General features: G+C 59.8%; 22 protein-coding genes and 1 pseudogene. 15 read left to right on the forward strand and 8 right to left on the reverse strand.

The features are described 5' to 3' along the window. Positions 1-98: 98 nt before the first annotated feature. Positions 99-3,008 (reverse strand): aminotransferase, encoded by a 2,910-nt coding sequence (locus AC1RAC_RS12245; protein ID WP_057975366.1) that lies wholly within the window; start codon positions 3,006-3,008, stop codon positions 99-101. A gap of 153 nt (positions 3,009-3,161) precedes the next feature. Between AC1RAC_RS12245 and rfbB the strand changes: the two genes are divergently transcribed. From rfbB to AC1RAC_RS12280, 7 genes are read left to right on the forward strand one after another with little or no spacing between them, the layout of a single operon-like run. Further along, positions 3,162-4,244 carry a dTDP-glucose 4,6-dehydratase gene (gene rfbB / locus AC1RAC_RS12250; RefSeq protein ID WP_054896641.1) on the forward strand — a complete coding sequence of 361 codons (1,083 nt, stop codon included), beginning with the start codon at positions 3,162-3,164 and terminating at the stop codon, positions 4,242-4,244. Beyond that, positions 4,241-5,116, forward strand: a complete 876-nt coding sequence (gene rfbA, locus AC1RAC_RS12255; protein WP_003187717.1) for a glucose-1-phosphate thymidylyltransferase RfbA — start codon at positions 4,241-4,243, stop codon at positions 5,114-5,116. The genes rfbB and rfbA overlap by 4 nt, the downstream gene beginning before the upstream one ends. Beyond that, positions 5,113-5,658: a dTDP-4-dehydrorhamnose 3,5-epimerase gene (rfbC, locus tag AC1RAC_RS12260; RefSeq protein WP_047712353.1), complete on the forward strand. Its 546-nt coding sequence runs from the start codon at positions 5,113-5,115 to the stop codon at positions 5,656-5,658. Before rfbA ends, rfbC begins: the two co-directional genes overlap by 4 nt. After that, positions 5,655-6,524, forward strand: coding sequence for a dTDP-4-dehydrorhamnose reductase (gene rfbD / locus AC1RAC_RS12265; protein ID WP_262020059.1), 870 nt, complete (start codon positions 5,655-5,657; stop codon positions 6,522-6,524). Before rfbC ends, rfbD begins: the two co-directional genes overlap by 4 nt. A gap of 34 nt (positions 6,525-6,558) precedes the next feature. Further along, positions 6,559-8,367 carry a sensor histidine kinase gene (locus tag AC1RAC_RS12270; protein WP_034125510.1) on the forward strand — a complete coding sequence of 603 codons (1,809 nt, stop codon included), beginning with the start codon at positions 6,559-6,561 and terminating at the stop codon, positions 8,365-8,367. Then, positions 8,364-9,749, forward strand: coding sequence for a sigma-54-dependent transcriptional regulator (locus AC1RAC_RS12275; protein WP_034125509.1), 1,386 nt, complete (start codon positions 8,364-8,366; stop codon positions 9,747-9,749). The genes AC1RAC_RS12270 and AC1RAC_RS12275 overlap by 4 nt, the downstream gene beginning before the upstream one ends. Positions 9,750-9,775: 26 nt before the next feature. After that, positions 9,776-10,231 carry a thioesterase domain-containing protein gene (locus tag AC1RAC_RS12280; protein ID WP_034125508.1) on the forward strand — a complete coding sequence of 152 codons (456 nt, stop codon included), beginning with the start codon at positions 9,776-9,778 and terminating at the stop codon, positions 10,229-10,231. Positions 10,232-10,358: 127 nt separating this feature from the next. Here AC1RAC_RS12280 and cysQ read toward each other — a convergent pair whose 3' ends face one another. Both cysQ and nudE read right to left on the reverse strand, forming a co-directional pair. Next, positions 10,359-11,195 carry a 3'(2'),5'-bisphosphate nucleotidase CysQ gene (cysQ, locus tag AC1RAC_RS12285; protein WP_072445764.1) on the reverse strand — a complete coding sequence of 279 codons (837 nt, stop codon included), beginning with the start codon at positions 11,193-11,195 and terminating at the stop codon, positions 10,359-10,361. Further along, positions 11,192-11,758, reverse strand: a complete 567-nt coding sequence (nudE, locus tag AC1RAC_RS12290) for an ADP compounds hydrolase NudE (RefSeq protein ID WP_014716485.1) — start codon at positions 11,756-11,758, stop codon at positions 11,192-11,194. The genes cysQ and nudE overlap by 4 nt, the downstream gene beginning before the upstream one ends. An 87-nt stretch (positions 11,759-11,845) precedes the next feature. Between nudE and yrfG the strand changes: the two genes are divergently transcribed. Then, positions 11,846-12,511, forward strand: a complete 666-nt coding sequence (yrfG, locus tag AC1RAC_RS12295; RefSeq protein WP_492616619.1) for a GMP/IMP nucleotidase — start codon at positions 11,846-11,848, stop codon at positions 12,509-12,511. Between the two features lie 127 nt (positions 12,512-12,638). On the opposite strand, the gene lysM is transcribed toward yrfG, so the two are convergent. Further along, the gene (gene lysM / locus AC1RAC_RS12300; protein ID WP_032894105.1) at positions 12,639-13,079 is read right to left on the reverse strand and encodes a peptidoglycan-binding protein LysM; all 441 of its coding nucleotides are present in this window, start codon (positions 13,077-13,079) and stop codon (positions 12,639-12,641) included. A gap of 242 nt (positions 13,080-13,321) precedes the next feature. On the opposite strand from lysM, the gene fdhD reads away from it, so the two are divergent. The 3 genes from fdhD (at position 13,322) to AC1RAC_RS12315 (ending at position 17,337) form a co-directional block, all read left to right on the forward strand. Then, complete coding sequence (gene fdhD / locus AC1RAC_RS12305) at positions 13,322-14,161, forward strand: formate dehydrogenase accessory sulfurtransferase FdhD (RefSeq protein ID WP_003187702.1); 840 nt, start codon at positions 13,322-13,324, stop codon at positions 14,159-14,161. Then, positions 14,158-16,506 (forward strand): FdhF/YdeP family oxidoreductase, encoded by a 2,349-nt coding sequence (locus AC1RAC_RS12310; RefSeq protein WP_186526723.1) that lies wholly within the window; start codon positions 14,158-14,160, stop codon positions 16,504-16,506. Before fdhD ends, AC1RAC_RS12310 begins: the two co-directional genes overlap by 4 nt. Positions 16,507-16,854: 348 nt before the next feature. Further along, entirely contained in the window at positions 16,855-17,337 is a 483-nt protein-coding gene (locus AC1RAC_RS12315) for a glycine zipper domain-containing protein (protein WP_034125502.1), read from the forward strand. A gap of 146 nt (positions 17,338-17,483) precedes the next feature. Here the strand turns inward: AC1RAC_RS12315 and AC1RAC_RS12320 are convergent, their stop codons facing one another. From AC1RAC_RS12320 to AC1RAC_RS12330, 3 genes are all read right to left on the reverse strand, one after another. After that, positions 17,484-17,915, reverse strand: coding sequence for an acyl-CoA thioesterase (locus tag AC1RAC_RS12320; RefSeq protein ID WP_294172890.1), 432 nt, complete (start codon positions 17,913-17,915; stop codon positions 17,484-17,486). A 12-nt stretch (positions 17,916-17,927) separates the two neighbouring features. Beyond that, positions 17,928-19,865 carry a RecQ family ATP-dependent DNA helicase gene (locus AC1RAC_RS12325; RefSeq protein WP_492616620.1) on the reverse strand — a complete coding sequence of 646 codons (1,938 nt, stop codon included), beginning with the start codon at positions 19,863-19,865 and terminating at the stop codon, positions 17,928-17,930. Between the two features lie 224 nt (positions 19,866-20,089). Then, positions 20,090-21,265: a tetratricopeptide repeat protein gene (locus AC1RAC_RS12330; protein ID WP_294172895.1), complete on the reverse strand. Its 1,176-nt coding sequence runs from the start codon at positions 21,263-21,265 to the stop codon at positions 20,090-20,092. Between the two features lie 174 nt (positions 21,266-21,439). On the opposite strand from AC1RAC_RS12330, the gene AC1RAC_RS12335 reads away from it, so the two are divergent. Further along, entirely contained in the window at positions 21,440-21,610 is a 171-nt protein-coding gene (locus AC1RAC_RS12335; RefSeq protein WP_087149535.1) for a YhfG family protein, read from the forward strand. Next, positions 21,610-21,801, forward strand: a pseudogene (locus AC1RAC_RS12340) (cell filamentation protein Fic); the annotation flags it as partial. The gene AC1RAC_RS12335 and the pseudogene AC1RAC_RS12340, both read left to right, overlap by 1 nt. Positions 21,802-21,814: 13 nt before the next feature. Here AC1RAC_RS12340 and AC1RAC_RS12345 read toward each other — a convergent pair. Beyond that, positions 21,815-22,018: a hypothetical protein gene (locus AC1RAC_RS12345; protein WP_198848407.1), complete on the reverse strand. Its 204-nt coding sequence runs from the start codon at positions 22,016-22,018 to the stop codon at positions 21,815-21,817. Positions 22,019-22,313: 295 nt separating this feature from the next. Between AC1RAC_RS12345 and AC1RAC_RS12350 the strand changes: the two genes are divergently transcribed. After that, positions 22,314-22,790: a hypothetical protein gene (locus AC1RAC_RS12350; protein ID WP_492616621.1), complete on the forward strand. Its 477-nt coding sequence runs from the start codon at positions 22,314-22,316 to the stop codon at positions 22,788-22,790. Positions 22,791-23,071: 281 nt separating this feature from the next. Beyond that, a complete protein-coding gene (locus tag AC1RAC_RS12355) occupies positions 23,072-23,428 on the forward strand; it encodes a DUF1493 family protein (RefSeq protein WP_034125858.1) in 357 nt (118 codons plus the stop codon). Positions 23,429-23,513: the final 85 nt, after the last annotated feature.

Genomic DNA, 23,513 nt, shown 5'->3' on the forward strand with positions numbered 1-23,513 from the left:
TCAAGGGCAACTTTATAATGGATAAAAATCGGCTTTAACAGACTAAAAACATGATAGATGCTCGGGTCTGCAAAAAATAGCCGATAACAATCGATAAATCACAGTTGCTCATCCAGCACTTTCGACAGCATGTCCACAAAGAAGTCCACACTGCGTCTGGACGTCACCATCGGCGGCTTGATTTTGAGGATATTCAGATAATCACCGGTAGGCTGCATGAAAATCCCCAGTTCCCGCAGCCGGTCACACAACAAGGCGGTTTCTGCAGTCGCAGGTTCGAGGGTCTGGCGATCGCGCACCAGTTCAAGGCCCAGATAGAAGCCCGAACCGTGCACGGCACCGACGAGCGGATGGCGATCGATCAATTCCTCCAACCGTGCCTTGAAATGCCCACCTACCAGTTGGGCGTTTTCCCACAGCTTTTCCTCTTCCATCACATCCAGCACCGCCATGCCGATCCGGCAACTGACCGGACTGCCTCCTGATGAGGAGAAGAAGTAACCCTCGGCTTCCAGCGCCTCGGCAATTTCTCGGCGGGTGATCACTGCACCCAACGGCTGGCCGTTGCCCATGCCTTTGGCCATGGTGATGATGTCAGGCACCACACCTTGCTGTTCAAACCCCCAGAAGAAATGCCCCATGCGGCCGTAACCCACCTGCACTTCATCGGCGATGCACACGCCTCCCTGGGCACGGACCAGGCCATACACCTGTTGCAGGTAACCCGGTGGCAGGGAGATGCCGCCGGCATTGCCGTACACCGGCTCACAGATGAACCCGGCTAATTGACGCTGGCTCGCGGCGATTTTCGCCAGGTTATGCTCCACGCTTCGTACATAGTCCGGCGCGCTGTCCGGCCCGCGGAATTCACCGCGGTAGGTATTGGGCGCGGTCACCGGGTGTACCCAATCCGGGCGGCTGCTCAAGGCCTGGGGGTTATCGGCAATCGACGTGGACACGGCATCCGCCGCCACCGACCAGCCGTGATAGGCCTCCAGCACACTGAGCATGTCGCGCCCGCCGCTGTAGGCCCAGGCCAAACGAATCGCCAGGTCATTGGCCTCGGTGCCGCTGTTGACCAGGAACACCCGGTCCATGCCCTCCGGCGCCAACGCCAGCAGGCGCTCGGAGAACTCGGCAACCGCCGCGTAGTGAAACCGCGAGTTGGTGTTGAGCAACGACCACTGCCGAGCCGCCACTTCAGCCATGCGCGGGTGGCCATGGCCCAGCACGGCCACGTTGTTGAGCATGTCGAGGTACGATCGGCCCTGCATATCGATCAGGTGGTTACGCCAGCCGCGCTCGATACGCGGTGGGTCGGCGTAGTAGTGCTTCTGGGAGCGGGCAAAGCTGGCATCACGCCGGGCCAGCAGGGCTTCTGGGTCCAGTTCCGGCTCCGCATCACAGGCCAGGCCCAATAGAGCTGCGGGTGACGGGCACAACGCCTGCCACGCCAACGCCCGGGAAGGTGTGCAGAACAGCGGAGGCTCAAGGTCGGCGCGGCACAACTGCACAGTCAACGGCGCATGAACCTCGCCCAGCACCTGCCCTTTGACCAAGGTTGCGCCCGGCTTGAGTGATGTGCGCACGCCCCACAAGCGCAGGCTCAGGCCGCTGTCGTGCAAACACAGCAAGCCGTCGGTACCTTCACGCAGCATTCCCGCAAAGGGTGCTTCCAACACTGTGCCGTGGGGCAGATGCAGTTCGACATGCAGGGGGAACGTCTCGGGCTCTAGCGCACTGTCGGGGCGGGTGCGCGACAAGCGGTATTGCCCATAACGACTGGCCGCCAGCCCATGCACCGTCGCCGCTTGATCCAGCAAGCGCCGATCGATGCCGGGAGTCTCCCAATTGCCAGCCTCGAAATGCGGGCTGAGTACGCCCAGGTCGATCAGCGCAAACTCGCGGCCCACCAAGCCTGGCAATAAAGGCGCGAAGTCTTGGTTGGCGACGGGCGGTAATGTTTTGCCGACGCTGCGCAGAATAGCCGCTTGCATGAGTTCGAAGGGCACCGACGTGGCGATATGGAAGATTTCCCACTCGTGTTCGGCGTTTTTCTTTAGATAAACGTTGTCCGGGTCCAGGCGTTGCTGCTGCTCACTGCTGAGCACCAACACCGCCGCGCGAGCGACGATCAACGGCCACAACACCTCCAGCTCTTCGCGCTGCAACGGCGTGACCGCGTGGCAGGCCTGGATCGCCGGCAAGAGAGCAAATGGATCACCGTCGGCATGGTGCAACAGCGCCGCGCAGGTCACCGACAGATCGGCAATTCGCCAGGTGTGCACCAGATCGCCGAAATCGATCACGCCTTGTATACGCCAGTGCCGCTGGGCATCACGCTGCCACATCACGTTGTCGTCGGTGATGTCCATGTGCACCGCTTGCCAAGGCAGGTGTGCCGCCAACGGCTGGACATGCGCCTCGACCTGCCTGGCTGCCTGCTCCAAAGCAGCACGCTGCGGCAGGTCGGGCAAGGTTGCCAGCAGGTGGGTGATCAATGCTTGCGCGTGGCGCGGGTCCCATTGCAGGGTGCGCGCAAGGCCAGGGTGCTCGAAACCTGCCAGCGCGAGGCTCATCTGCCCGCACAGCTCACCAAAGCCTTCGATCACGGTGCGGCTCAGGTGGGGTAAATGCGTCAGGGGCTGGCCGTCGATGTAGTCCAGTAGCCGCAGGTGCAGGGTTTGGTCATCGACGTTGACCGTCAGCAACTCCTCACCCGCCAAGGTCTGGATGACCTTGGGAACACGCAGGCCGGCATGCGCGCCCAGGCTGTTGAGCGCTGCGTGTTGGGCTTGAAGTTCAACCGCGGCGTAGTCACCCCGGCAGATTTTCAAAACGAAGCGGCCCCGTGTGCTGTCAATTCGATAGTTGAGGTCTTGCTGACTGCCCAACGAGTGTAATTTGCCCGCCATACCATAGTGCCGCTCGAGCAGGCATGCTGCTTGCTCGGGGGTTACTTGTGGGCAAGGCAAGCTGGCACGGTGGGTCAACGTGGCTAACGACATTGTGACGACCTTTGTTTTTTCAGGCGTCTATATCGCCATTGTTCAGGGGCACAAGGCAACCCCCTAGTAATACAGCGCTTGCACCACCCGGCTCGCACCACTCAAGCTATGCTTCATCCGCATAATGTCTATCTAAGGAAAGGGCCCTCCGATATGCGCATTCTCGTTACTGGCGGCGCTGGCTTTATCGGCTCAGCCCTGATCCGCCACCTGATCCAGCACACCGAGCACGAGGTGCTCAACCTGGACAAGCTGACTTACGCCGGCAACCTCGAGTCGCTGACCAGCATCGCGTCCAACAGCCGCTATGAGTTTGTCCAGGCCGATATCATCGACCAGGCCACCGTCAGCGCCTTGCTCGCACGCTTCGAACCCGATGCGATCATGCACTTGGCGGCCGAGTCCCATGTCGACCGCTCCATTGACGGCCCGTCGGATTTTATCCAGACCAACATCGTTGGCACCTACAGCCTGCTGGAAGCCACGCGAGCCTATTGGCAGAAGCTGGCAGAGCCGGCAAAAAGCGCATTCCGTTTCCACCACATCTCCACTGATGAGGTGTATGGCGACCTGCACGGCGTGGACGACCTCTTCACCGAGACCACGCCTTACGCACCGAGCTCGCCGTATTCCGCGAGCAAGGCAGCGTCCGACCACCTGGTACGCGCCTGGCAGCGCACCTATGGCCTGCCGGTGCTGTTGACCAACTGCTCGAACAATTACGGGCCGTTCCATTTCCCCGAAAAATTGATCCCGCTGGTGATTCTCAACGCCCTGGCGGGCAAGCCACTGCCGGTGTATGGCGATGGTCTGCAGGTGCGTGACTGGCTGTTCGTCGAGGATCATGCCCGTGCGCTGCTCACAGTGGTGACCACTGGGGTTGTGGGCGAAACCTACAATATCGGCGGCCACAACGAACAGAAGAACATCGACGTGGTACGTGGGATCTGCGCCCTGCTGGAAGAACTGGCGCCGCAACGCCCAGCCGGTGTGGAGAAATTCACTGACCTGATCACCTTCGTCAAGGATCGCCCAGGCCACGACCAACGCTACGCCATCGACGCCAGCAAGATCGAACGCGAACTGGGCTGGGTCCCGGAAGAAACCTTCGAGACCGGCCTGCGCAAAACCGTACAGTGGTACCTCGATAATCTGGAATGGTGCAGCAGGGTCCAGGACGGCAGTTATCAGGGAGAACGATTGGGCAACACCGACTTGAAGGATCTAATCGCATGATGAAGGGAATTGTATTGGCTGGCGGCTCCGGCACTCGCCTACACCCCATTACGTTGGGAGTGTCCAAACAGCTGTTGCCGGTGTATGACAAGCCGATGATCTACTACCCGATATCCGTGCTGATGCTCGCAGGCATCAAGGACATTCTGGTGATCTCCACTCCGGTAGACCTACCGCAGTACCGAAACCTGCTGGGAGACGGCAGCCAGTTTGGCGTGCGTTTCACGTATGCCGAACAGCCTTCCCCGGACGGGCTGGCTCAAGCATTTATCATTGGCGAAGAGTTCATCGGTGATGACGCGGTGTGCCTGATTCTGGGGGACAACATCTTCCACGGCCAGCATTTTGGCGATCAGTTACGCACCGCAGCCGAGCGCTCCTCGGGCGCTACTGTTTTCGGCTATTGGGTGAAAGACCCGGAGCGCTTCGGTGTGATTGATTTCGATAAAGAGGGCCGCGCCCTTTCCATCGAAGAAAAACCGGCAAAGCCCAAGTCACCGTATGCCGTGACCGGCCTGTACTTTTACGACAACGACGTGATCAAGATCGCCAAGGCGGTCAAGCCTTCGCCACGCGGCGAGCTGGAGATCACCGACGTCAACAATGCCTACCTTCAGCGTGGCGATCTTCACGTTGAACGCTTCGGCCGTGGGTTCGCCTGGCTCGACACCGGCACCCATGACAGCCTGCTGGAAGCCTCGACCTACGTTCAGACCATCGAGCACCGCCAGGGCTTGAAAGTGGCCTGCCTGGAAGAGATCGCCTATGAAAATGGCTGGATCGATCGTGATTATCTGCTGGAGCGCGCCAAGTACTTTGGCAAGACCGGCTACGGCCAATACCTCTACTCGCTTGCCGGAGAGACCCAGTGAATGTAGTTGAAACCACACTACCCGGCGTACTGATCCTCGAGCCAAAGGTATTCGGCGACGAACGCGGTTTCTTCTACGAAAGCTTCAATGCGCGCGCCTTTGAAGCAGCCACCGGGCTCAAGCGTAATTTCGTGCAGGACAATCACTCACGCTCGCAAAAAGGCGTGCTGCGAGGTTTGCACTATCAGCTTGAACACACTCAGGGCAAGCTGGTACGTGTTACCTACGGTGAAGTGTTGGACGTAGCGGTCGACATCCGTCGCAGCTCACCCAACTTTGGCCAGTGGGTGGGTGTCCGCCTGTCGGCACAGAACCATCGCCAACTCTGGGTGCCGGAAGGCTTCGCCCATGGTTTCGTGGTGTTGAGTGAGTACGCAGAGTTCCTGTACAAAACCACCGACTACTACCAGCCAAGCGCCGAGCGCAGCATTCTCTGGAATGATCCGACGCTGGCCATCGACTGGGAGCTGGCCGAACCGCCGCAACTCTCCGCCAAGGATCAGGTCGGCAAACTGCTGATGGAAGCTGACTTGTTCCCATGAAAATCCTCATCACCGGCCAACACGGCCAAGTCTCCCAGGAGCTGCAACAGCGGCTCAAGGGCCTGGGCGAACTCCTCGTCCTGGGCCGCGACCAGCTTGACCTGACAGACGCAGACCTTATCCGCCGGCAAGTGCGCGCCCATCGCCCTGGACTGATCATCAACGCTGCGGCCCACACCGCCGTCGATCTGGCCGAGAGCGAGCCGGACGCTGCGTTCGCCATCAATGCCATCGCCCCCGGCATCCTCGCCGAAGAGGCCAAGGCGTTGGGTATCCCGCTGATTCACTACTCGACCGACTACGTGTTCGACGGCACCAAACCTGCCCCGTACACCGAAAGCGACACGCCGAACCCATTGGGTGTGTACGGCCAGAGCAAGCTGGCGGGCGAGCAGGCGATTGCGGCTGCAGGCGGCGAGTACCTGATCTTGCGCACCAGTTGGGTCTATTCCAGCCACGGCAAGAACTTCCTGCTGACCATGCAGCGCCTCCTGCAGGAAAAACCGCAGATGCGCATCGTGGCCGACCAGATCGGTGCGCCGACCTGGGCCGGGACTATCGCCAACAGCACCCGCGTGCTGATCGAGCAGTGGCAGGCCGGTAAGGCAGGGGATTGGGGTGTTTACCACCTCACTGCCCAGGGTGAGACTTCATGGTTCGGCTTTGCCCAAGCCATTGGCGAGCAACTGCGCGCCGAGGGCAAGGCCTGCGCCGAGCTGGAGCCGATCCCTTCCAGCGCCTACCCGACCCCCGCCAAGCGCCCGCTGAACTCGCGCCTGGACTGCACCCGCCTGCAACAGCAATGGCACGTCAGCCAGCCCCAGTGGCAAGACGCATTGCACGAGTGTCTTGCACAGCAGCACTAGGCATAATGCGCCTGTACCCACAGGCGCGACTTCCATGACCCCACCCCTTCCGCGAAGACCCCGCTGGCGCAGCCTCGCCCTGCTGGCTCTGTGCCTGGCACCGCTGTTGTGGCCGCTGGAGCATTTGGCCGAGCGCTATTACCGCAGCGAGCTGGCCGGGCAAAACCGCCAGACCCTCGACCTCTACGTCGCCAACTTGCTGGGCACCCTGCACCGCTACGAAATACTGCCGCAGATCCTCGGGGACTTACCGGCCCTGCGCACTGCATTGGGCGCGCCCCACGTCAGCACCCACCTGGTCAATGCCAACCAGTTGCTCAAGGACGTCGCCGCCCAGGCCGGGGTAGAGGTGATGTATCTGATGGACACCACCGGCAAGACCCTCGCCGCGTCCAACTGGGACAAACAAGACAGCTTTGTGGGGCGCAACTTTTCCTTCCGTCCGTATTTCAGCGAAGCCATGGCCGGGCGCCTCGGACGGTTCTTCGGCCTGGGCACCACCTCGGCCAAGCGCGGCTACTTCTTCGCCGCCGCGGTGCGTGACGGCGATACCATCATCGGCGTGCTGGTGGTGAAGGTCGACCTGGACCACACCGAAAGCCTGTGGGGCAATACCCCGGAACAATTGCTGGTCACCGACCACAACGGCGTGGTGATCCTCACTTCGCGCCCGCAATGGCGATTCCGCGCCACGCGGCCACTGACCGCCGAAGAACGCCAGGCCATCATTGCTATCCAGCCCTACCCCACCCGCGACCCGCAGCCGTTGAGCCTCAGCAGCAGCGCTTGGCTGCGCCAGTCCACGGCTATCGCCGAGACCGGCTGGAACGTGGAAATCCTCGCGCCGCGCTCGCTGATCAACCGTCCGGTGCGCACGGTCGTCGCCGTGGGCGGTGCCACGTTGTTGGTGCTGATGCTGTTGCTGGGGTTGCTGATGCAGCGCCGCCGGCACTATCTGGAACGCATCGCCTTCGAAGCCAAGGCCCGCCGCGAGTTGGAAATGCGCGTGGCCGAGCGTACCAGCGACCTGGAGGGCCTTAACCGGCGCCTTAAACAGGAAGTGCTGGAGCGCGAGCATGCCCAGCAAGAACTGGTGCGCGCCCAGGATGATCTGGTCCAGGCCGGTAAACTCTCGGCGCTGGGCACCATGTCGGCGAGTATCAGCCATGAATTGAATCAGCCACTGGCGGCGATTCGCAGCTATGCCGAAAACGCCGAGATCCTGCTCGACCATGAGCGCACCAACGATGCCCGCGGCAACCTCAAGCTGATCAGTGAATTGACCGGGCGTATGGCCTCGATCATCGCCCACTTGCGCGCCTTCGCCCGCCGTGACCGTCACGCGCCGGAGAGCGTGGCCCTGCAACCGGCACTGGATGACGCCCTGGCATTACTGGCCAAGCGTCGGCGTTCGATGGAGGTGGAGTTGATTCGCGACTTGCCAGAGGCGACCTTGTGGGTGCAGGCCGGTGAAACCCGTCTGCGCCAGGTGCTGGGTAACTTGCTGGCCAATGCTCTGGACGCCCTCACCGAAAAAGGCCCGCCACGCAGACTCTGGCTGAGTGCCGAAACCACGCCCCAGGGCGTCAACCTGTACATTCGCGACAATGGCCCGGGCTTTTGCATGGAAGCCCTGGGCCGCGCCAGCGAGCCGTTCTACACCACCAAGACGCGCACCCAGGGCCTGGGCCTGGGCCTGGCGATCTGCGACACCCTGATGCGCGCCTTCGGCGGCGAACTGTTGTTCGCCAACCACAAGGAGGGCGGCGCGCTGTTAACCTTGAAATTGCGCGCCGGCTCGCCGGGCGTCAGTCTGCAACCGTCCGAGGACCGCAGTGTATGAGTATCGACAACTCGATTCAGGTGGTATTGATCGACGACGATCCACACCTGCGTCAGGCCCTGTGCCAGACCCTGGACCTGGCCGGCCTGAAAGTCCTGCCCCTGGGAGAAGCCAACGGGCTCACCGCACGCCTGTCCCGCGACTGGCCGGGCGTGGTAGTCAGCGACATTCGCATGCCCGGCATGGACGGCCTGGAACTGCTGGCTGAACTGCACGGCCAGGACCCCGACCTGCCGGTGCTGCTGATCACCGGCCACGGCGACGTACCGCTGGCGGTGCAAGCCATGCGTGCCGGCGCCTATGACTTCCTGGAAAAACCCTTCGCCAGCGACGCGCTGCTCGACAGCGTGCGCCGTGCCCTGGCCCTGCGCCGGCTGGTGCTGGACAACCGCAGCCTGCGCCTGGCTCTCAGCGACCGCCAGCAACTCAGTACGCGCCTGGTAGGGCACTCGCCACAGATGTTGCGCCTGCGCGAGCAAATCGGTGCACTGGCCGCGACCAAGGCCGATGTGCTGATCCTCGGCGAAACCGGGGCAGGCAAGGAGGTCGTCGCCCGCGCCCTGCACGATCTCTCAAGCCGACGCAGCGGCCCGTTTGTGGCGATCAATGCCGGGGCGCTGGCGGAATCGGTGGTGGAAAGCGAACTGTTCGGCCATGAACCCGGCGCGTTTACCGGCGCGCAAAAGCGCCGCATCGGCAAGTTCGAGTTTGCCAATGGCGGCACGCTGTTTCTGGATGAAATTGAAAGCATGAGCCTGGATGTACAGGTCAAGTTGCTGCGCCTTTTACAGGAGCGCGTCGTGGAACGCCTGGGTGGCAATCAGCTGATCCCGCTGGATATCCGCATTATCGCCGCCACCAAGGAAGACCTGCGCCAGGCCGCCGACCAGGGCCGCTTCCGTGCCGACTTGTATTACCGCCTCAATGTGGCGCCGCTGCGCATCCCCCCGCTACGAGAACGGGGCGAAGATGCGCTGATGCTGTTCCAGCACTTCGCCGACGAGGCCAGCAGCCGCCACGGCCTGCCCTTGCACGAACTGCAACCGGGCCAGCGCGCGCTGTTGCTACGCCACAGCTGGCCGGGCAATGTGCGGGAACTGCAAAACGCCGCGGAGCGTTTCGCCCTCGGCCTGGAGTTGGCCCTGGATAACACCCAGGACCACCCCGCCGCCGGTGTGCTGACTTCCACACCTGGAGGCCTGAGCGAGCAAGTCGAACAGTTCGAAAAAAGCCTGATCGCCGCCGAACTGACCCGCCCCCACAGCTCTGTGCGCAGCCTCGCCGAAGCCCTGGGCGTACCGCGCAAAACCTTGCACGACAAACTGCGCAAACACGGCCTGAACTTCGCCGACAGTGCCGGCCAGAGCGCCGATGACGAATGACATCGTCCACCTACAAAGAGGCCGCCATGAGCCGTGATAGCCGTTACCTGGAATCCATCCTCCACCACGACATCCCACTCACCCGGGAAATGGGCCTCAGGGTGCTCGACTGGCAACACGACCAACTGCAACTGCACCTGCCCTTGCAAGCCAATATCAACCACAAGAGCACCATGTTCGGCGGCAGCCTCTACTGCGGCGCCGTGCTGGCGGGTTGGGGTTGGCTGCACCTGAAGCTGCGTGAAGCCGGGATTGAAGACGGGCACATCGTGATTCAGGAAGGGCAGATCAGCTACCCGCTGCCGGTGACCCAGGACGCGACAGCCATTTGCGCGGCGCCGGATGAAAAGATTTGGAAGCGCTTCGTGGCGACCTATCAGCGCTATGGGCGGGCGCGGTTGGCGCTGGAGACGTGGATTGTGAATGAGGGCAGTGCAGAGCGTGCCGTCGTCTTTACCGGCCAGTACGTCCTGCATCGCTAGCAGCCATGACACAAAACAACTGTGGGAGCGGGCTTGCCTGCGATAGCGGTGGATCAGCCAATAGCTGTATGACTGACACTCCGCCATCGCGGGAAAGCCCGCTCCCACATTTTGCTCTGCAGTGGCCTTAAGATCTGGCCAGGGTCAACAGCCGCTCACGCCACGCCGCCTTGGCCGGCAACGCCAGAAAGAACGGGTTCAGCAACGACTCCCGCGCCGGGTAGCTGAACGGCTTGCCATTCAACTCCAATACTTCACCCCCAGCTCCTTCCAATACACCCTGGGCCGCTGCGGTATCCCACTGCGAGGTCGGCGCCAGGCGCGGATAACAATCGGCACTGCCCTCGGCTAATAAGCAAAACTTCAAGGAGCTGCCGATGTTCGCCAGTTTCAACTCGCCCAAGCCTTCACTGAGGCCATTCAGCAGGCGCTCCTGCTCAGGGCTGGTATGACGACGGCTGGCCACCACCGTAAAGGCCTCACCCGAGGCCGGAGCCTGGCGTACTTGAATCTGCTTGGGCGCTGCATTGACGTCCGACCGCCAAGCCCCCAGGCCCGCGCCGCCGAAGTAGCAACGGCCAGTGGTCGGTATCGACACCACGCCGAACACCACGCGGCCCTGTTCGATCAATGCAATATTGACGGTGAACTCTTCACTCCCAGAAATGAATTCCTTGGTGCCATCCAGAGGGTCCACCAACCACCAGCGCTGCCAGCCGGCACGCACGCTCTGATCGATATCGGCGTCCTCTTCAGACAGCACTGGAATGCTTGGGTCCAGCGCGGTGAGGCCTGCGAGAATGAGATGGTGGGCAGCCAGGTCGGCAGCCGTCACGGGAGAATCATCCGCTTTGGACGTCACGGCTACCTCGGCACGCCAGTACGGCAGGATGGCTTCACCCGCCTGCCGAGCCATCTCAATGACCGGTGCGATAAACGGGTGGCCTAAAAACAGTTCGCTCATGCGGTGAACGCTCCACGCTGGGTCAACAGATCTCTCACCAGATACAGCGCAGCCAGGGCGCGACCTTCGCTGAACTGCTCGTTTTGCGCCAGCGCCGACAGCTCACGCAGGTTGACCCGGTCTACCCGCATTGGTTCGGGCTCATCACCTTCAAGACGCTCTTCGTAGAGATCGGTAGCCAACACCACCTGGATCTTCTGGCTCATATAGCCGGGCGACAATGACAGCTCGGTGATGTGCTCCAACTGCCGTGCACCGTAGCCGGCCTCTTCCTTGAGTTCGCGGTCTGCCGCTGCAAGCACGTCTTCGCCGGGCTCGATCAGGCCTTTGGGCAACGACAATTCATATTCGTCAGTGCCGCCGCAGTATTCTTCCACCAGCACTGCATGATCTTCATCGATCATCGCCACAATCATCACGGCGCCATAGCCCGTGCCACGCCCGACAAGACGCTCATAGGTCCGCTCAACGCCATTGGAAAAGCGCAATTGCACTTCCTCCACGCGGAACAAACGGCTACTGGCGACTATTTCGCGGGCGAGGACAGTGGGTTTCTGGCGCATAAACGGCTCCTTGGCGTGATCGGGTTACTATACCGTGGCTTTTCCGATTGTCTGTGTCGGATATTTTTACTTACATGAGACCCCACCATGTCCTCTCTGCCCTGGCACGCCATCGACACCGTCCTGCTGGACATGGACGGCACCCTGCTCGACCTGCATTACGACAACCACTTCTGGATGGAACACCTGCCGCAACGCTATGCCGAACTGCACGGCGTAAGCCGAGCCATGGCCGAGATGGAGTTGCAGCCACTGTTCGAGCGTAACGCCGGACAGTTGCAATGGTATTGCCTGGATTTCTGGAGCGCCGAGCTCAAGATCCCGGTGCGCGAGCTCAAATTGGAAACCGCCCACCTGATTGCCCTGCGTCCGGATGCCGATACCTTCCTGGCGGCGATCAAACAGGCCGGCAAGCGCGTGATCATGATCACCAACGCTCATCGTGATTCGCTGTCATTGAAGTTGGAGCGCATTGAACTGGCGCCGTATTTCGAGCGATTGATCAGCTCTCACGACTACGGTTTCCCCAAGGAAAACCCGCAATTCTGGGAGGCCTTACAAACGGATATCCACTTTGACCCGGCCCGTAGCCTGTTTATAGATGACACTTTGCCGATCCTGCGCAGTGCCCGGGATTTCGGCGTGGGATATTTACTGGCAGTGAAAGAACCTGATAGCAAAAAAGGCTCAAAGGACACCGCAGAATTTGCGGCCGTCGGGGATTATCGAGAACTCATCGCCGGGCTTATGTAGGAGCGAGCTTGCTCGCGAAAAACGTCAACGATAACGCGTGCTTCCTGGGTGAACGCGGTGCCTGTGAGTTTTTCGCGAGCAAGCTCGCTCCTACAAAAGGGTGAGCTTGCTCATTTTATCCTGCGTATTACTCAGGGATGCGCAGTGTCTGGCCCGGGTAGATCTTGTCCGGGTGCGACAACAGTGGCTTGTTAGCCTCGAAAATCTTGTTGTACTTATTCGCGTCGCCATAGACCGTTTTAGAGATTGCGCTGAGAGTGTCACCGCTTTTCACAACAACAAAGCGTGAAGCCACCACGACTGGACCACTGACAGTAATCTGGTCATCCACACTTGCCACGCCGGCAATGTTGCCCAGCGCCAACAGGATCTTTTCTTTCTCTTCCTGCGTGGCCACTTCACCGGTCACTGTGACCTTGTCGCCATCCACCGTGGTTTGCACGTTTGGATTACCCAGGCCCACCTTGCTCACATGCTCCTTCAACTGCTCACTGGCGTTCGCATTACCCGGCGTCAACAGGTCGACAATCTTTTCGCCGGCTTCTTTGATAAAGCTAAAAATACTCATGGTGCGCTCTCCTTGGGATTTAATTTCCAGATGCCCAAGACTAGACCAGTCCTGCCGACTTGGGTTCCAGACTGGCTAAAGACTCAAAAGTATCGCAATCACCCCTGCCTGGAATAAGCCCGACGAAAACGCGGGTGAACCTTGATCGACGCCCTCTATCAATAGATCAATACTGGCGATTAGACGTGACCCTTTGTCGCGCCTAGTCTAAACACTGATCAATCCGCCGGTGGTACTGCCCCATGAACGCCAAGCGCCCTCACTGCGCGGCGCCCGCTCTCGAATCGACCGCGCCCGTCGCCAGCCAGAGCTATCACTATTGCAATCTTGAACACACTGAAGTCGCCAGCACTGCGCTGGCCGAAGAAGTGGCGTTGGCGATTGCCTACAACGATATCAGCCAGGCGGTGATGCTGGTGACGCCTACGGACCTGGAAGACTTCATTGTAGGTTTCAGCCTCGGCAGCGGCATTATCACCGACGTTAACGACATTTATGACCTGAAAATCAGCGGGTCAGGCGCAGCCCAGTACGCTCAGGTGCAGGTTTCCAGCCGTGCGTTCTGGAACCTCAAGCAGCAACGCCGCCAATTGGCGGGCACCAGCGGCTGCGGCCTGTGTGGCGTGGAAGCGGTAGAGCAAGCATTGCCCGACCTCCAGGTACTGCCCGGCGCGCCCTTGCCGCCGGCGCAGTGGCTCGACGGCCTGCGCCAGCGTATCAGCGCATTCCAACCCCTGGGCCAGCACAGCGGCGCCGTGCATGCGGCGGTTTTTATGAACAGCCAGGGGGAATTGCTGATGGGTCGCGAAGACATCGGCCGGCATAACGCCCTGGATAAATTGATTGGCGCGTTGATCCGCCAAAAGATTCCGACCGACGGCGGCCTGGCGATTGTTACCAGCCGCTGCAGCCTCGAATTGATTCAGAAAGTCTTGCGCGCGGGTATCCAGACCCTGGTCAGCCTGTCGTCGCCCACCGGCCTGGCCTTGCAATGGGCGCGCCGGCACAACCTCAACCTTATCCACCTGCCGCAAAAAAGCGCGCCACGGGTCTATAGCCCTGCGATGGAGCACCAGCCATGAGCCTTCACCACCAAGCCGACCAGACCCCAACCCCACGCTACAAGCCCTATAAAGGCCCAGCCGGTGGCTGGGGCGCCCTGATCAGTGTGGCGCAAGCCTGGCTGACCAGTGACAACGCCCTGAAAAACCTGCGCATGATGCTCAAGACCAATCAGAACGGCGGCTTCGACTGCCCGGGCTGCGCCTGGGGCGACTCGCCGGAAAGCGGCATGGTCAAGTTCTGCGAAAACGGCGCCAAGGCGGTCAACTGGGAAGCCACCAAGCGCCGTGTCGATGCGGCCTTCTTCGCCAAGCACAGCGTCACGGCGTTGCTGGAGCAAAGTGACTACTGGCTGGAGTATCAGGGCCGCCTGACGGAGCCAATGCGCTATGACGCCGAGAGCGATCGCTACCTGCCCATCAGTTGGGATGCAGCGTTCGATCTGATCGGCAAGCACCTCAACGCGCTGCCCAGCCCGAACATGGCCGAGTTCTACACCTCGGGCCGCGCCAGCAACGAAGCCGCCTACCTGTACCAGTTGTTCGTACGCGCCTTTGGCACCAACAACTTCCCGGACTGCTCGAACATGTGCCACGAAGCCAGCGGCGTAGCCCTGGCGCAGAGTGTCGGCGTGGGCAAAGGCACTGTGACCTTTGATGACTTCGAACATGCCGATGCCATTTTCGTCTGGGGCCAGAACCCCGGCACCAACCACCCACGCATGCTCGAGCCGCTGCGCGAAGCGGTGAAACGCGGCGCTCAGGTGGTGTGTATCAACCCCCTGAAAGAGCGCGGCCTGGAGCGCTTCCAGCACCCGCAACATCCGCTGGAAATGCTCACCAACGGCGACAAGCCGACCAACACCGCCTACTTCCGCCCGGCGCTGGGTGGCGATATGGCTATCTTGCGTGGCATGGCCAAGTTCCTGCTGCTGTGGGAACGCCAAGCCCTGGCCGAAGGCAAGGAAGCGGTGTTCGACCACGACTTCCTCAATGAGCACACTGCCAACGTCCTGGAATACCTGGGTCAGATCGACGACACCTCGTGGGAGGAGATCGTCGAGCAGTCCGGCCTGACCCTGGTGGAGATTGAGCAAGCGGCACGCATGTACGCCAAAGGCAAGAATGTAATCATGTGCTGGGCGATGGGGATTACCCAGCACCGCCACTCGGTGCCGACCATCCAGGAAATCGCCAACCTGATGCTGCTGCGCGGCAATATCGGCCGCCCAGGTGCCGGGCTGTGCCCGGTGCGTGGCCACAGTAACGTACAGGGCGACCGCACCATGGGCATCAACGAACGCCCACCGGTGGCGTTTCTGGACGCGCTGGAGCGTCGTTTCCAGTTCCAGGTGCCTCGCGACAATGGCCATAACGTGGTGGAAGCGATTCACGCCATGCTTGAAGGCCGCTCCAAAGTCTTTATCGGCCTGGGCGGCAACTTTGCCCAAGCCACGCCAGACAGCACGCGTACCTTTGAAGCGCTGCGAAATTGCGACCTGACCGTGCAGATCAGCACCAAGCTCAACCGCAGCCACCTGATGCACGGTAAAGATGCGTTGATCCTGCCGTGCCTGGGCCGCACCGACATAGACATCCAGGCCGACGGCCCGCAAGCGGTGACGGTGGAAGACTCGTTCAGCATGGTCCACGGCTCCAACGGCCAACTGCAACCGCTGTCGAAACTGATGAAGTCCGAGCCGGCGATCCTGGCGGGCATTGCTGCCGCCACCCTGGGCAGCAAGCCCGTGGATTGGAACTGGCTGGTGGCCGACTACGGGCGCATCCGCGACCTGATCGCCGACACCATCCCAGGCTTCAAGGACTTCAACGAGAAGATCAAGCATCCAGGCGGTTTCTATCTGGGTAACTCCGCCGGCGCACGGCGCTGGAACACTCCATCAGGTCGCGCCAACTTCCGCCCGAACATCTTGCCCAAAGACCTGATCCACGAACGCACCCACGCCACGGGCCGAGTGCCGGACCTTATCATGCAGTCAATGCGCTCCCATGATCAGTACAACACCACCATCTACGGCCTGGACGACCGTTATCGCGGGGTCAAAGGCCAGCGTGACGTGCTGTTCGTCAACGAAGCCGACATCATCCGCCTGGGCTTCAAGCCGGGGCAGAAGGCAGACATCGTGTCGCTGTGGGAAGACGGCCGTGAGCGCCGCGTGAAGGGCTTTACGCTGCTGGCATTTGATATTCCGGCGGGGCAGGCGGCGGCTTACTACCCCGAAGTGAACCCATTGGTGCCATTGGAAAGCACTGGCGATGGTAGCCATACGCCAACGTCCAAGTTTGTTGCGATTCGCTTGGAAGCGGCGAGTGACAATGGGTTGATCATGGCGCGCTCGGCCTGACTTGATCCGAGATATGTGTTTCTTGAACTACCGCTTTCGCGGGCAAGCCCGCTCCCACACTGGGATGGGTTCACCATTGAGACTGTGTGGACCGATCGAATGTGGGAGCGGGCTTGCCCGCGAGAGGCCAGCACAAGCACCACACATTCTGCAGGCACAAAAAAAGGCCGCTTTTGCATAAAAGCGGCCCTTCCGAAGTAGCTAAAGACCCGTAAAAACGACTTAAGTTCCCCATACAAAACAGCAACTTAGCAAATTGTATACAACCTCTGCCGCCGGTCGGATTTCGATTGTCAGCGCCTCGATACAACCTCAGGATCGCGCCGTCATCCCTTGAGGTTTCCCTGAATGAAGTTCTCCTCGATTCTCTTGTTGTCCCTTGGCCTGGTCAGTGGCGCAGCCATGGCAGGCGGCACCACCGAAGCCGGTGTAGGCGGCGCATTGGGTGGGGTACTAGGTTCTGTTGTCGGCCAGCAGTTGGGCGGCAACACCGGTTCGACCATTGGCGCGGCCCTGGGCGGCGCAGGCGGTAGTGCAGTCGGCGCCGACAAACGTAGCCGTGGCGAAGCCGCCATTGGTGGCGCACTGGGCGCAGCCGGCGGTAACGTCGTAGGGCGCAGCGTTGGCGGCAGCACCGGTGCACTGATCGGCTCCGCAGCCGGCGGTGGCGCGGGCGGCGCGCTAGGCAACTACATGGGTAACGAAAGTGATCGCGACAGCCGCCATTACCGCGATCGCGACCGTGATGATCGTCGCTACTACCGCGATGGCCACCCAGGTCGCGGCCATGCCTATGGGCATCGCAAGAACAAGCATCGTTATCGCGACTGATAAACCCGCGCTCTGACGAACACATCCGATGTGGGAGCCGGGCTTGCCCGCGATAGCAGTGAATCAGGTTTAGACGTACTGCCTGATACTGCGCCATCGCGGGCAAGCCCGGCTCCCACATTTGGTCTGTATTGCTTGTAGGTGCGTCAAACCAGCAGCCGCTGCATCGCTTCGCGCAACATTCCCGGAATCGGCACTGGCTGGTTCGAGGCTCGGTCCACAAACACATGGACAAAGCGCCCCGCCGCACACGCCTCCTCCTCGCCCGCCTTGAATACCGCCAGCTCATACTGCACCGAGCTATTGCCCAGCTTGCCCACCCGCAGGCCGACCTCAATGCACTCGGGAAAAGCGATCGAGGCGAAGTAATCGCAGGCCGAACTCACCACAAACCCCACCACCTCACCGTCATGAATATCCAACCCGCCCTGTTCGATCAGGTAGGTATTAACGGCTGTATCGAAGAAGCTGTAGTAAGTGACGTTATTCACATGGCCGTAGGCATCGTTGTCGTGCCAACGCGTGGTGATCGGTTGGAAGTGGCGGTAATCGTCGCGCACAGGCGTTGAGTCAGGCATCGGCAAGTCTCATCAAAGTTGATCCAATTGAGCATGGGCCCAGTCGCGCACCTCGGCGTAGGGGTAGTCTTCCAGCGCAGCAAAACCGGGAATGCCTCGCGCCTTCAACTTGGTAAACAACGGTACGCTGATACCGCCAAGGAAACGCGTCAAACGCTCCGCATTCGGCAAGTGCCCCGTGTGCTCATGATGCCTGTGGATAAAATCACCGCACAGCCCCATGAAGTTTTTATCCACAAGCGGCGGCAGGCTCGGCGGCGCCGGCAGATGGGCGACCTGGCCGTGGCATACCGAACAATGCCCGCAACGCCGGGGCGCATTATCATCACCAAAGTAGTGCGCCAGACGTTGCCCCAGGCAGTGGTCGGTGGCGAACAGGTCGAGCATGGCGTGAATCCGCGCGACCTCCGTCACCTCATGCTGCTTGAAGCCTGTGTATAACTCGGCGCTTAACGCGTGGGGGCCGAAATGGGTGTCGAGCAAACTGTAGACCTCAGTCATCTGCTTGCTTTCGAGCTCGATCAGGCCCTGCTCCTGAAAATAATCCAGTGCCTTCACCACCCGACTACGCTCGGCATTGTGCTGTTGATAAAGCGCATCGAAATCGACCGTCGCCCAGGTTTTAGCGCGCTTGCACACCTGGATGATCGCCGCGACAAACTGCTGCCGCTCGCCGGTAAAACGCGCCAGCAAGGCCTCGGGCTCGATCAGGTATTTGAAACGGTATTCCGCATAAAACGCATAGCGCGGCGCGATCACGCCCTTGAGCTCCAACTGCACCAGGAGCGTCTTGAGCGGCAACTCGCGAATATTGCTGTGGTCCGACAGCGACCTGAGCAGGAACTCCCACTGCCCTTCACTACGCGCGGCCTGCAATTCCTCCAGTACGCGCAAAATGCCGTCCTGCTCCGGCGTATCACCGTACACGAAGTTTTCCAGCACATTGAGGCTGTCGCGGTTGGCCAACACCAGGCAATCCGACGGCTGCCCGTCACGCCCTGCGCGGCCGATTTCCTGGCTGTAGTTCTCGATTGACTTGGGCAGGTCGAAGTGCACGACATTGCGGATGTCACTCTTGTCGATGCCCATGCCAAACGCGATAGTTGCGACAATGCAATTGGAACGCCCGCCCATGAAACGCTGCTGGATACCTTCGCGTTTTTCATGGGGCAGCCCCGCGTGATAAGCCTCGGCCTGAATACCGTGGCGGTTCAGATGCTCGGAAATCTGTTCGGCGGTTTTCTGCAAGGTGACGTAGACAATACTCGGCTGGTTGGCCCGCGCTTTCATCCATTCCAGCAGCCTGCGGCGTTTGTCGTGGCCGCTGACCGGTTCCACCAGCAGGTTGAGGTTGGGGCGATAGAAGCCCGTGGTCACTACATCTTCGGCAGCAATGGCGAACTTGGCCTGCATGTCGGCGATCACCTGGGGCGTGGCCGTGGCCGTCAGCAACAGCGCCTGAGGGATGTTGAACTGGCGCTGGTAGTCCGGCAGCTTCAAATAATCCGGGCGGAAGTTGTGGCCCCATTCGGAGATACAGTGCGCCTCGTCTACCACCAGCAACGAGATCTGCACGCTGTTCAGGAAATTACGGAAACGCTCGTTCTTCAAACGCTCCACGGAAATCATCAGAATCTTGAGCTCGCCCGATCGCGCACGGGCCATTACATCATTGGCCTCATCACGGCTCTGGGCCGAGTCGATACTGCCCGCCGAAATGCCATGGCGCTGCAGGAAACCCAACTGGTCCTGCATCAACGCCAGCAACGGCGACACCACCAGCGTCAGGTGCGGCAGCAACACGGCCGACAGCTGGTAACACAAGGATTTGCCCGACCCCGTAGGGAAAATGGCGGCGGCAGATCGCCCAGCCAGCACGGCGCTGACCGTCTCTTCCTGGCCCAAGCGAAAGTGTGGGTAACCAAAGACCTGCTGGAGGGTGTCGTGCATAAGGCTGTCACTCCATTGACCGCTGAGTTGGCTCAAAAACATAGCCCGGGATTCTCAGCGAATCGAGAAAGGTCGCGAGGAAAAAAGAGACAGGATGATACACAGAGGGAAGGATGGCTCAGGGCCGAAGTGGGACTTTTCCGAGAAAGTAACAAGACGCAGCAGATACAAATGTGGGAGCTGGCTAGCCCTCTCCCACATTTTAAAACCGTGCTACTGCTGAATCAGCGGTTTTGCACCCGCTCGATCGCCGTGTCATACACCGGGTTGGCCTTTTGCTCCTTGGCCAACTGGTAATGACGCAGCGCATCCGGGAACTGCTCGGCCGCTTCGTAGATGCGTGCAATGTTGTAGTAAGCACCGGCGCGCACAGTCGCGGCATTGGTACCGGTGGCCAGGGCGATAGCCTTGCGGTTGGCCCAGATCGACTCCGCGGTATTGCCGGCTTTCTGATACGCCAGGCCCAGGTTGCCGTAAGCCTTGCCGAAGCTGTTATCCAGCTCGATGGCTTGACGGAAGAAGTCGATGGCCTGGTCCAGGTTACCGGCCTGGTAGGCCGCTTCGCCCTTGAGGTTCAGCTTCTTCGCATCGGCCTGTGCCGACGTGCTCGCCGTCACGGCAGTGACGGCCACACTGTCGTCCAGCAACGGCTTGACCTCGTTGAGTACATCTTCGGCGCCAACTCTCACGCCGGTGAAGGTGTTGATGTCCTGGAAGTCGCCACTGCCGGTCATGCGGAACACAGTCCACAGGTTGCCCGTGCGGTTCTGCGGCACATAGTAGGTGCGTACCAGGGATTGCCCCATGTACACGAACACCTTGGCCTCACTGTTGGACAACTCGCTGGAGGTGGGAGAGCCGCTGTTGGAATAGTCGTGCACGGCATAGACGTAGCTTTCGCCGTAATGCTTTTTCTGCAGGGTGATGGTCTCCGGGCCATAGCTATCGGTGTCATCCACGTCCAGTTCGGCGTCGGTGCCCTTTTTATTGTTGAAGAAGATGTTATTGCCGGGGAAGATCATATGGGAGTCGAGGTCGCGCGGAGCCTTGCCCCAGGTCAACACCACACGCAGGCCGTCGAGATTTTCCATCACCGGGCTGATGGCATAGGTCATGCCTTTGCACGGGCACTTCACCACCAGGTTGGAATAGCCAGGCTTCTTGATGATCAGCAGGTTGCTGGCATCGTCAGCCACTTCACTGGTCAGCGTCACCTGGCCTTGCGCGTTGGTACGGCCCACCACGTTCTGCGCGCCATTACGTTGCAGCAGCACCTCGGCATCGGCGATTTTCTGGTCCTTGACCACCGCGCTCAGCACTTCAATCGGCAACTGCTCGGCCTGGGCAGAAAACGCCACCGCACACAAAGACATCGCCGAGGCGACACGAAGCAAACCCATGCTTAACTCCCTTTAAGTAGTGGGCGGAATCGCCCTACAAGATTTTGCGGTGAAACATACGCTGAAATGAGCTCGCTGGCAGATTTTTATACAAGTTGTGACGGGCGTTTTATCCCGCCTACCGAGCTACGCATTGCGCTACATTCAAGCCTTGCTTTCCAAGAGGACGCAGCAATGAGCGAACTGACGTTTGAGCAAAAACAGGATCACTATCACAAGATCCGGCGTTCCAATTACTTGGCCAGCCTGCGCCTGGAAGGGTTCGATACCCAACCGACCGACGTCGACAAACCCCTGCCGACACGCGAAGCCGTCCTTGCCAAGTACCGCAACACCTCTAGCTGATGCTCGACAAATACGGGGTGGGCCAGGCCCCATACTGCTACCCCGGTAGCAGCACTCTGCGCAACCGCCTCCATTTGCTCGATGAGGCACGCCTGCACCAGGCCGAGCGGGAATTATCCGAAATCGCCGTAGGCAACCTTCCACTCTTTCCGTCGCCCTACGACCTTGATCGCCTGTTACCCGCTTCTCATCGACACTCAAGCATCAGCCATAGACATCCAATCCGCCGCCCACCAGCGTATCCGCGCCGCCAGCGACTGATTGGAAACTTTCTCTTGCCTGACCTTCGAACACGCTGACCTCAAAGACATTACCCACATCATTAATGCGCTGTACCTGCTCGTTCAGGACGGCCGTGATTTGTTGGAAGCCGCGCAACACGTTCAGCTGCAACCTGAACAAGCGCAAGTCTAAGCAACACCTGTGTAGGAGCGAACTTGCTCGCGAAAATCGCCAACGATGACGCGGTAAATCAGAAAAAACGCGGCGCCCTTGAGTTTTTCGCGAGCAAGCTCGCTCCTACAACTGATCAGCTTTACCCATTACATCGTTGCAAGCCATAAATGCCGGAGGCTTTTGTAAGACACCGCCAAACGTCACGCCATCCGTTTCCCAAACTGCTTCAAATACCCGTTCAACCCTCTATACCAGTTACGCGTAGCCGACTGAACATAACCTCCTATCAACTGTCTCGGAAAAAACCGTGAACATCGAAAGGACTCAATATATCGGCCACTATGGCATCACTTTCACGGTAGTTCGACTCACCGTGATGCCAAACAATCGACAAGAGCTAGCCACACTTTGCTTGCTGGAAGCAAAAGCTTCAGTGATAGAGGTCCGCTTGCGGCTTCAGAAGTTGTACGAAAGGATGCTCGCCCGAGATCTATCCTACGTCATGACAGTGGGCGTCTCAAAGCCACTGACCAGGAAGCAGGCAGATAGCTTGAACAATCGGAACAACCTCATAAAAGAAATCATTTCTGGCGCAGTTACAGCCCCTGTCGGGATCATATCCAGCAAAGCAGAATCGATAGTCGAGAACGCTACCAGCGATTTGATTTCTCGCAGGATCCGTAACTTTCACAGCGCAGACATCGTCATTGGCCTGGATGCTCAGGTCAGCGGTGGCATAGGCCCGCAGCGCTCAAGTGTCTCAATGCATGTGCACTCCAGATGAACTTTAGTCAATGGCTTTACCTACAAACAGCGCTATTGTTCGCTCTCCATCTGCTGCTGTATTACAAAATCACTGACGGCACGTTAAGAACGCGTTTCGCCGTTACCTTCATCGTAACGGGACTGCTTCTGTTGTTCTGGCTACCCTACATCGCCATTGTCCTGAACATTCAACTTCTTCCCCTGGCCTTGTTCTTGATAGGCTTGGCTCTCTTCGCCACGCGAAACAAATACCGCCTGCAACGTGACAGGCCCCCTCACCCACGCCTGCGTGCCCCCACCATGAACCTGGCCCCCAACTTCCCAGAAGACCCTGCCATGCAGCAACTTGTGCAATTGCTGCATGAAGAAATCGGCTTGCCAACACACAAGACCATTGGCTTGCACACCTCACTGAACTTCGACCTCGGGTGCGATGGTGCTGAGGCCAAGCAATTCATGGAGGCGCTGGAGCAGGATTTTGGTGTCGACCTGAGCGACTACGACGCTTATCGTTACTTCCAGCCGCCGGTGTTCGACGTGTTCCTGAAGCGTCGCGCCAAAGGCCGTGGTGACAAGATTCCGCTGACCATCGGCATGCTCTACCTGGCGATCAAGACCCACCGCTGGGACACGCAGACGCTGGAAAACCTGAGCTGAATCCAATGAAGGATTTTTTGTAGGAGCGAGCTTGCTCGCGAAAAACTCACAGGCGCCGCGTTCATTCAGCAAGCACGCGTTATCG

The organism is Pseudomonas sp. GW823-FHT02F05 (assembly GCF_058797315.1).

What these genes read in the sequence shown, in the direction of transcription:
- AC1RAC_RS12245 (WP_057975366.1), bottom strand. Translation starts at nt 3,008, where the DNA reads ATGTCGTTAGCCACGTTGACCCACCGTGCCAGCTTGCCTTGCCCACAA.
- rfbB (WP_054896641.1), top strand. Translation starts at nt 3,162, where the DNA reads ATGCGCATTCTCGTTACTGGCGGCGCTGGCTTTATCGGCTCAGCCCTG.
- rfbA (WP_003187717.1), top strand. Translation starts at nt 4,241, where the DNA reads ATGATGAAGGGAATTGTATTGGCTGGCGGCTCCGGCACTCGCCTACAC.
- rfbD (WP_262020059.1), top strand. Translation starts at nt 5,655, where the DNA reads ATGAAAATCCTCATCACCGGCCAACACGGCCAAGTCTCCCAGGAGCTG.
- AC1RAC_RS12270 (WP_034125510.1), top strand. Translation starts at nt 6,559, where the DNA reads ATGACCCCACCCCTTCCGCGAAGACCCCGCTGGCGCAGCCTCGCCCTG.
- AC1RAC_RS12275 (WP_034125509.1), top strand. Translation starts at nt 8,364, where the DNA reads ATGAGTATCGACAACTCGATTCAGGTGGTATTGATCGACGACGATCCA.
- AC1RAC_RS12280 (WP_034125508.1), top strand. Translation starts at nt 9,776, where the DNA reads ATGAGCCGTGATAGCCGTTACCTGGAATCCATCCTCCACCACGACATC.
- cysQ (WP_072445764.1), bottom strand. Translation starts at nt 11,195, where the DNA reads ATGAGCGAACTGTTTTTAGGCCACCCGTTTATCGCACCGGTCATTGAG.
- nudE (WP_014716485.1), bottom strand. Translation starts at nt 11,758, where the DNA reads ATGCGCCAGAAACCCACTGTCCTCGCCCGCGAAATAGTCGCCAGTAGC.
- yrfG (WP_492616619.1), top strand. Translation starts at nt 11,846, where the DNA reads ATGTCCTCTCTGCCCTGGCACGCCATCGACACCGTCCTGCTGGACATG.
- lysM (WP_032894105.1), bottom strand. Translation starts at nt 13,079, where the DNA reads ATGAGTATTTTTAGCTTTATCAAAGAAGCCGGCGAAAAGATTGTCGAC.
- fdhD (WP_003187702.1), top strand. Translation starts at nt 13,322, where the DNA reads ATGAACGCCAAGCGCCCTCACTGCGCGGCGCCCGCTCTCGAATCGACC.
- AC1RAC_RS12310 (WP_186526723.1), top strand. Translation starts at nt 14,158, where the DNA reads ATGAGCCTTCACCACCAAGCCGACCAGACCCCAACCCCACGCTACAAG.
- AC1RAC_RS12315 (WP_034125502.1), top strand. Translation starts at nt 16,855, where the DNA reads ATGAAGTTCTCCTCGATTCTCTTGTTGTCCCTTGGCCTGGTCAGTGGC.
- AC1RAC_RS12320 (WP_294172890.1), bottom strand. Translation starts at nt 17,915, where the DNA reads ATGCCTGACTCAACGCCTGTGCGCGACGATTACCGCCACTTCCAACCG.
- AC1RAC_RS12325 (WP_492616620.1), bottom strand. Translation starts at nt 19,865, where the DNA reads ATGCACGACACCCTCCAGCAGGTCTTTGGTTACCCACACTTTCGCTTG.
- AC1RAC_RS12330 (WP_294172895.1), bottom strand. Translation starts at nt 21,265, where the DNA reads ATGGGTTTGCTTCGTGTCGCCTCGGCGATGTCTTTGTGTGCGGTGGCG.
- AC1RAC_RS12335 (WP_087149535.1), top strand. Translation starts at nt 21,440, where the DNA reads ATGAGCGAACTGACGTTTGAGCAAAAACAGGATCACTATCACAAGATC.
- AC1RAC_RS12355 (WP_034125858.1), top strand. Translation starts at nt 23,072, where the DNA reads ATGAACCTGGCCCCCAACTTCCCAGAAGACCCTGCCATGCAGCAACTT.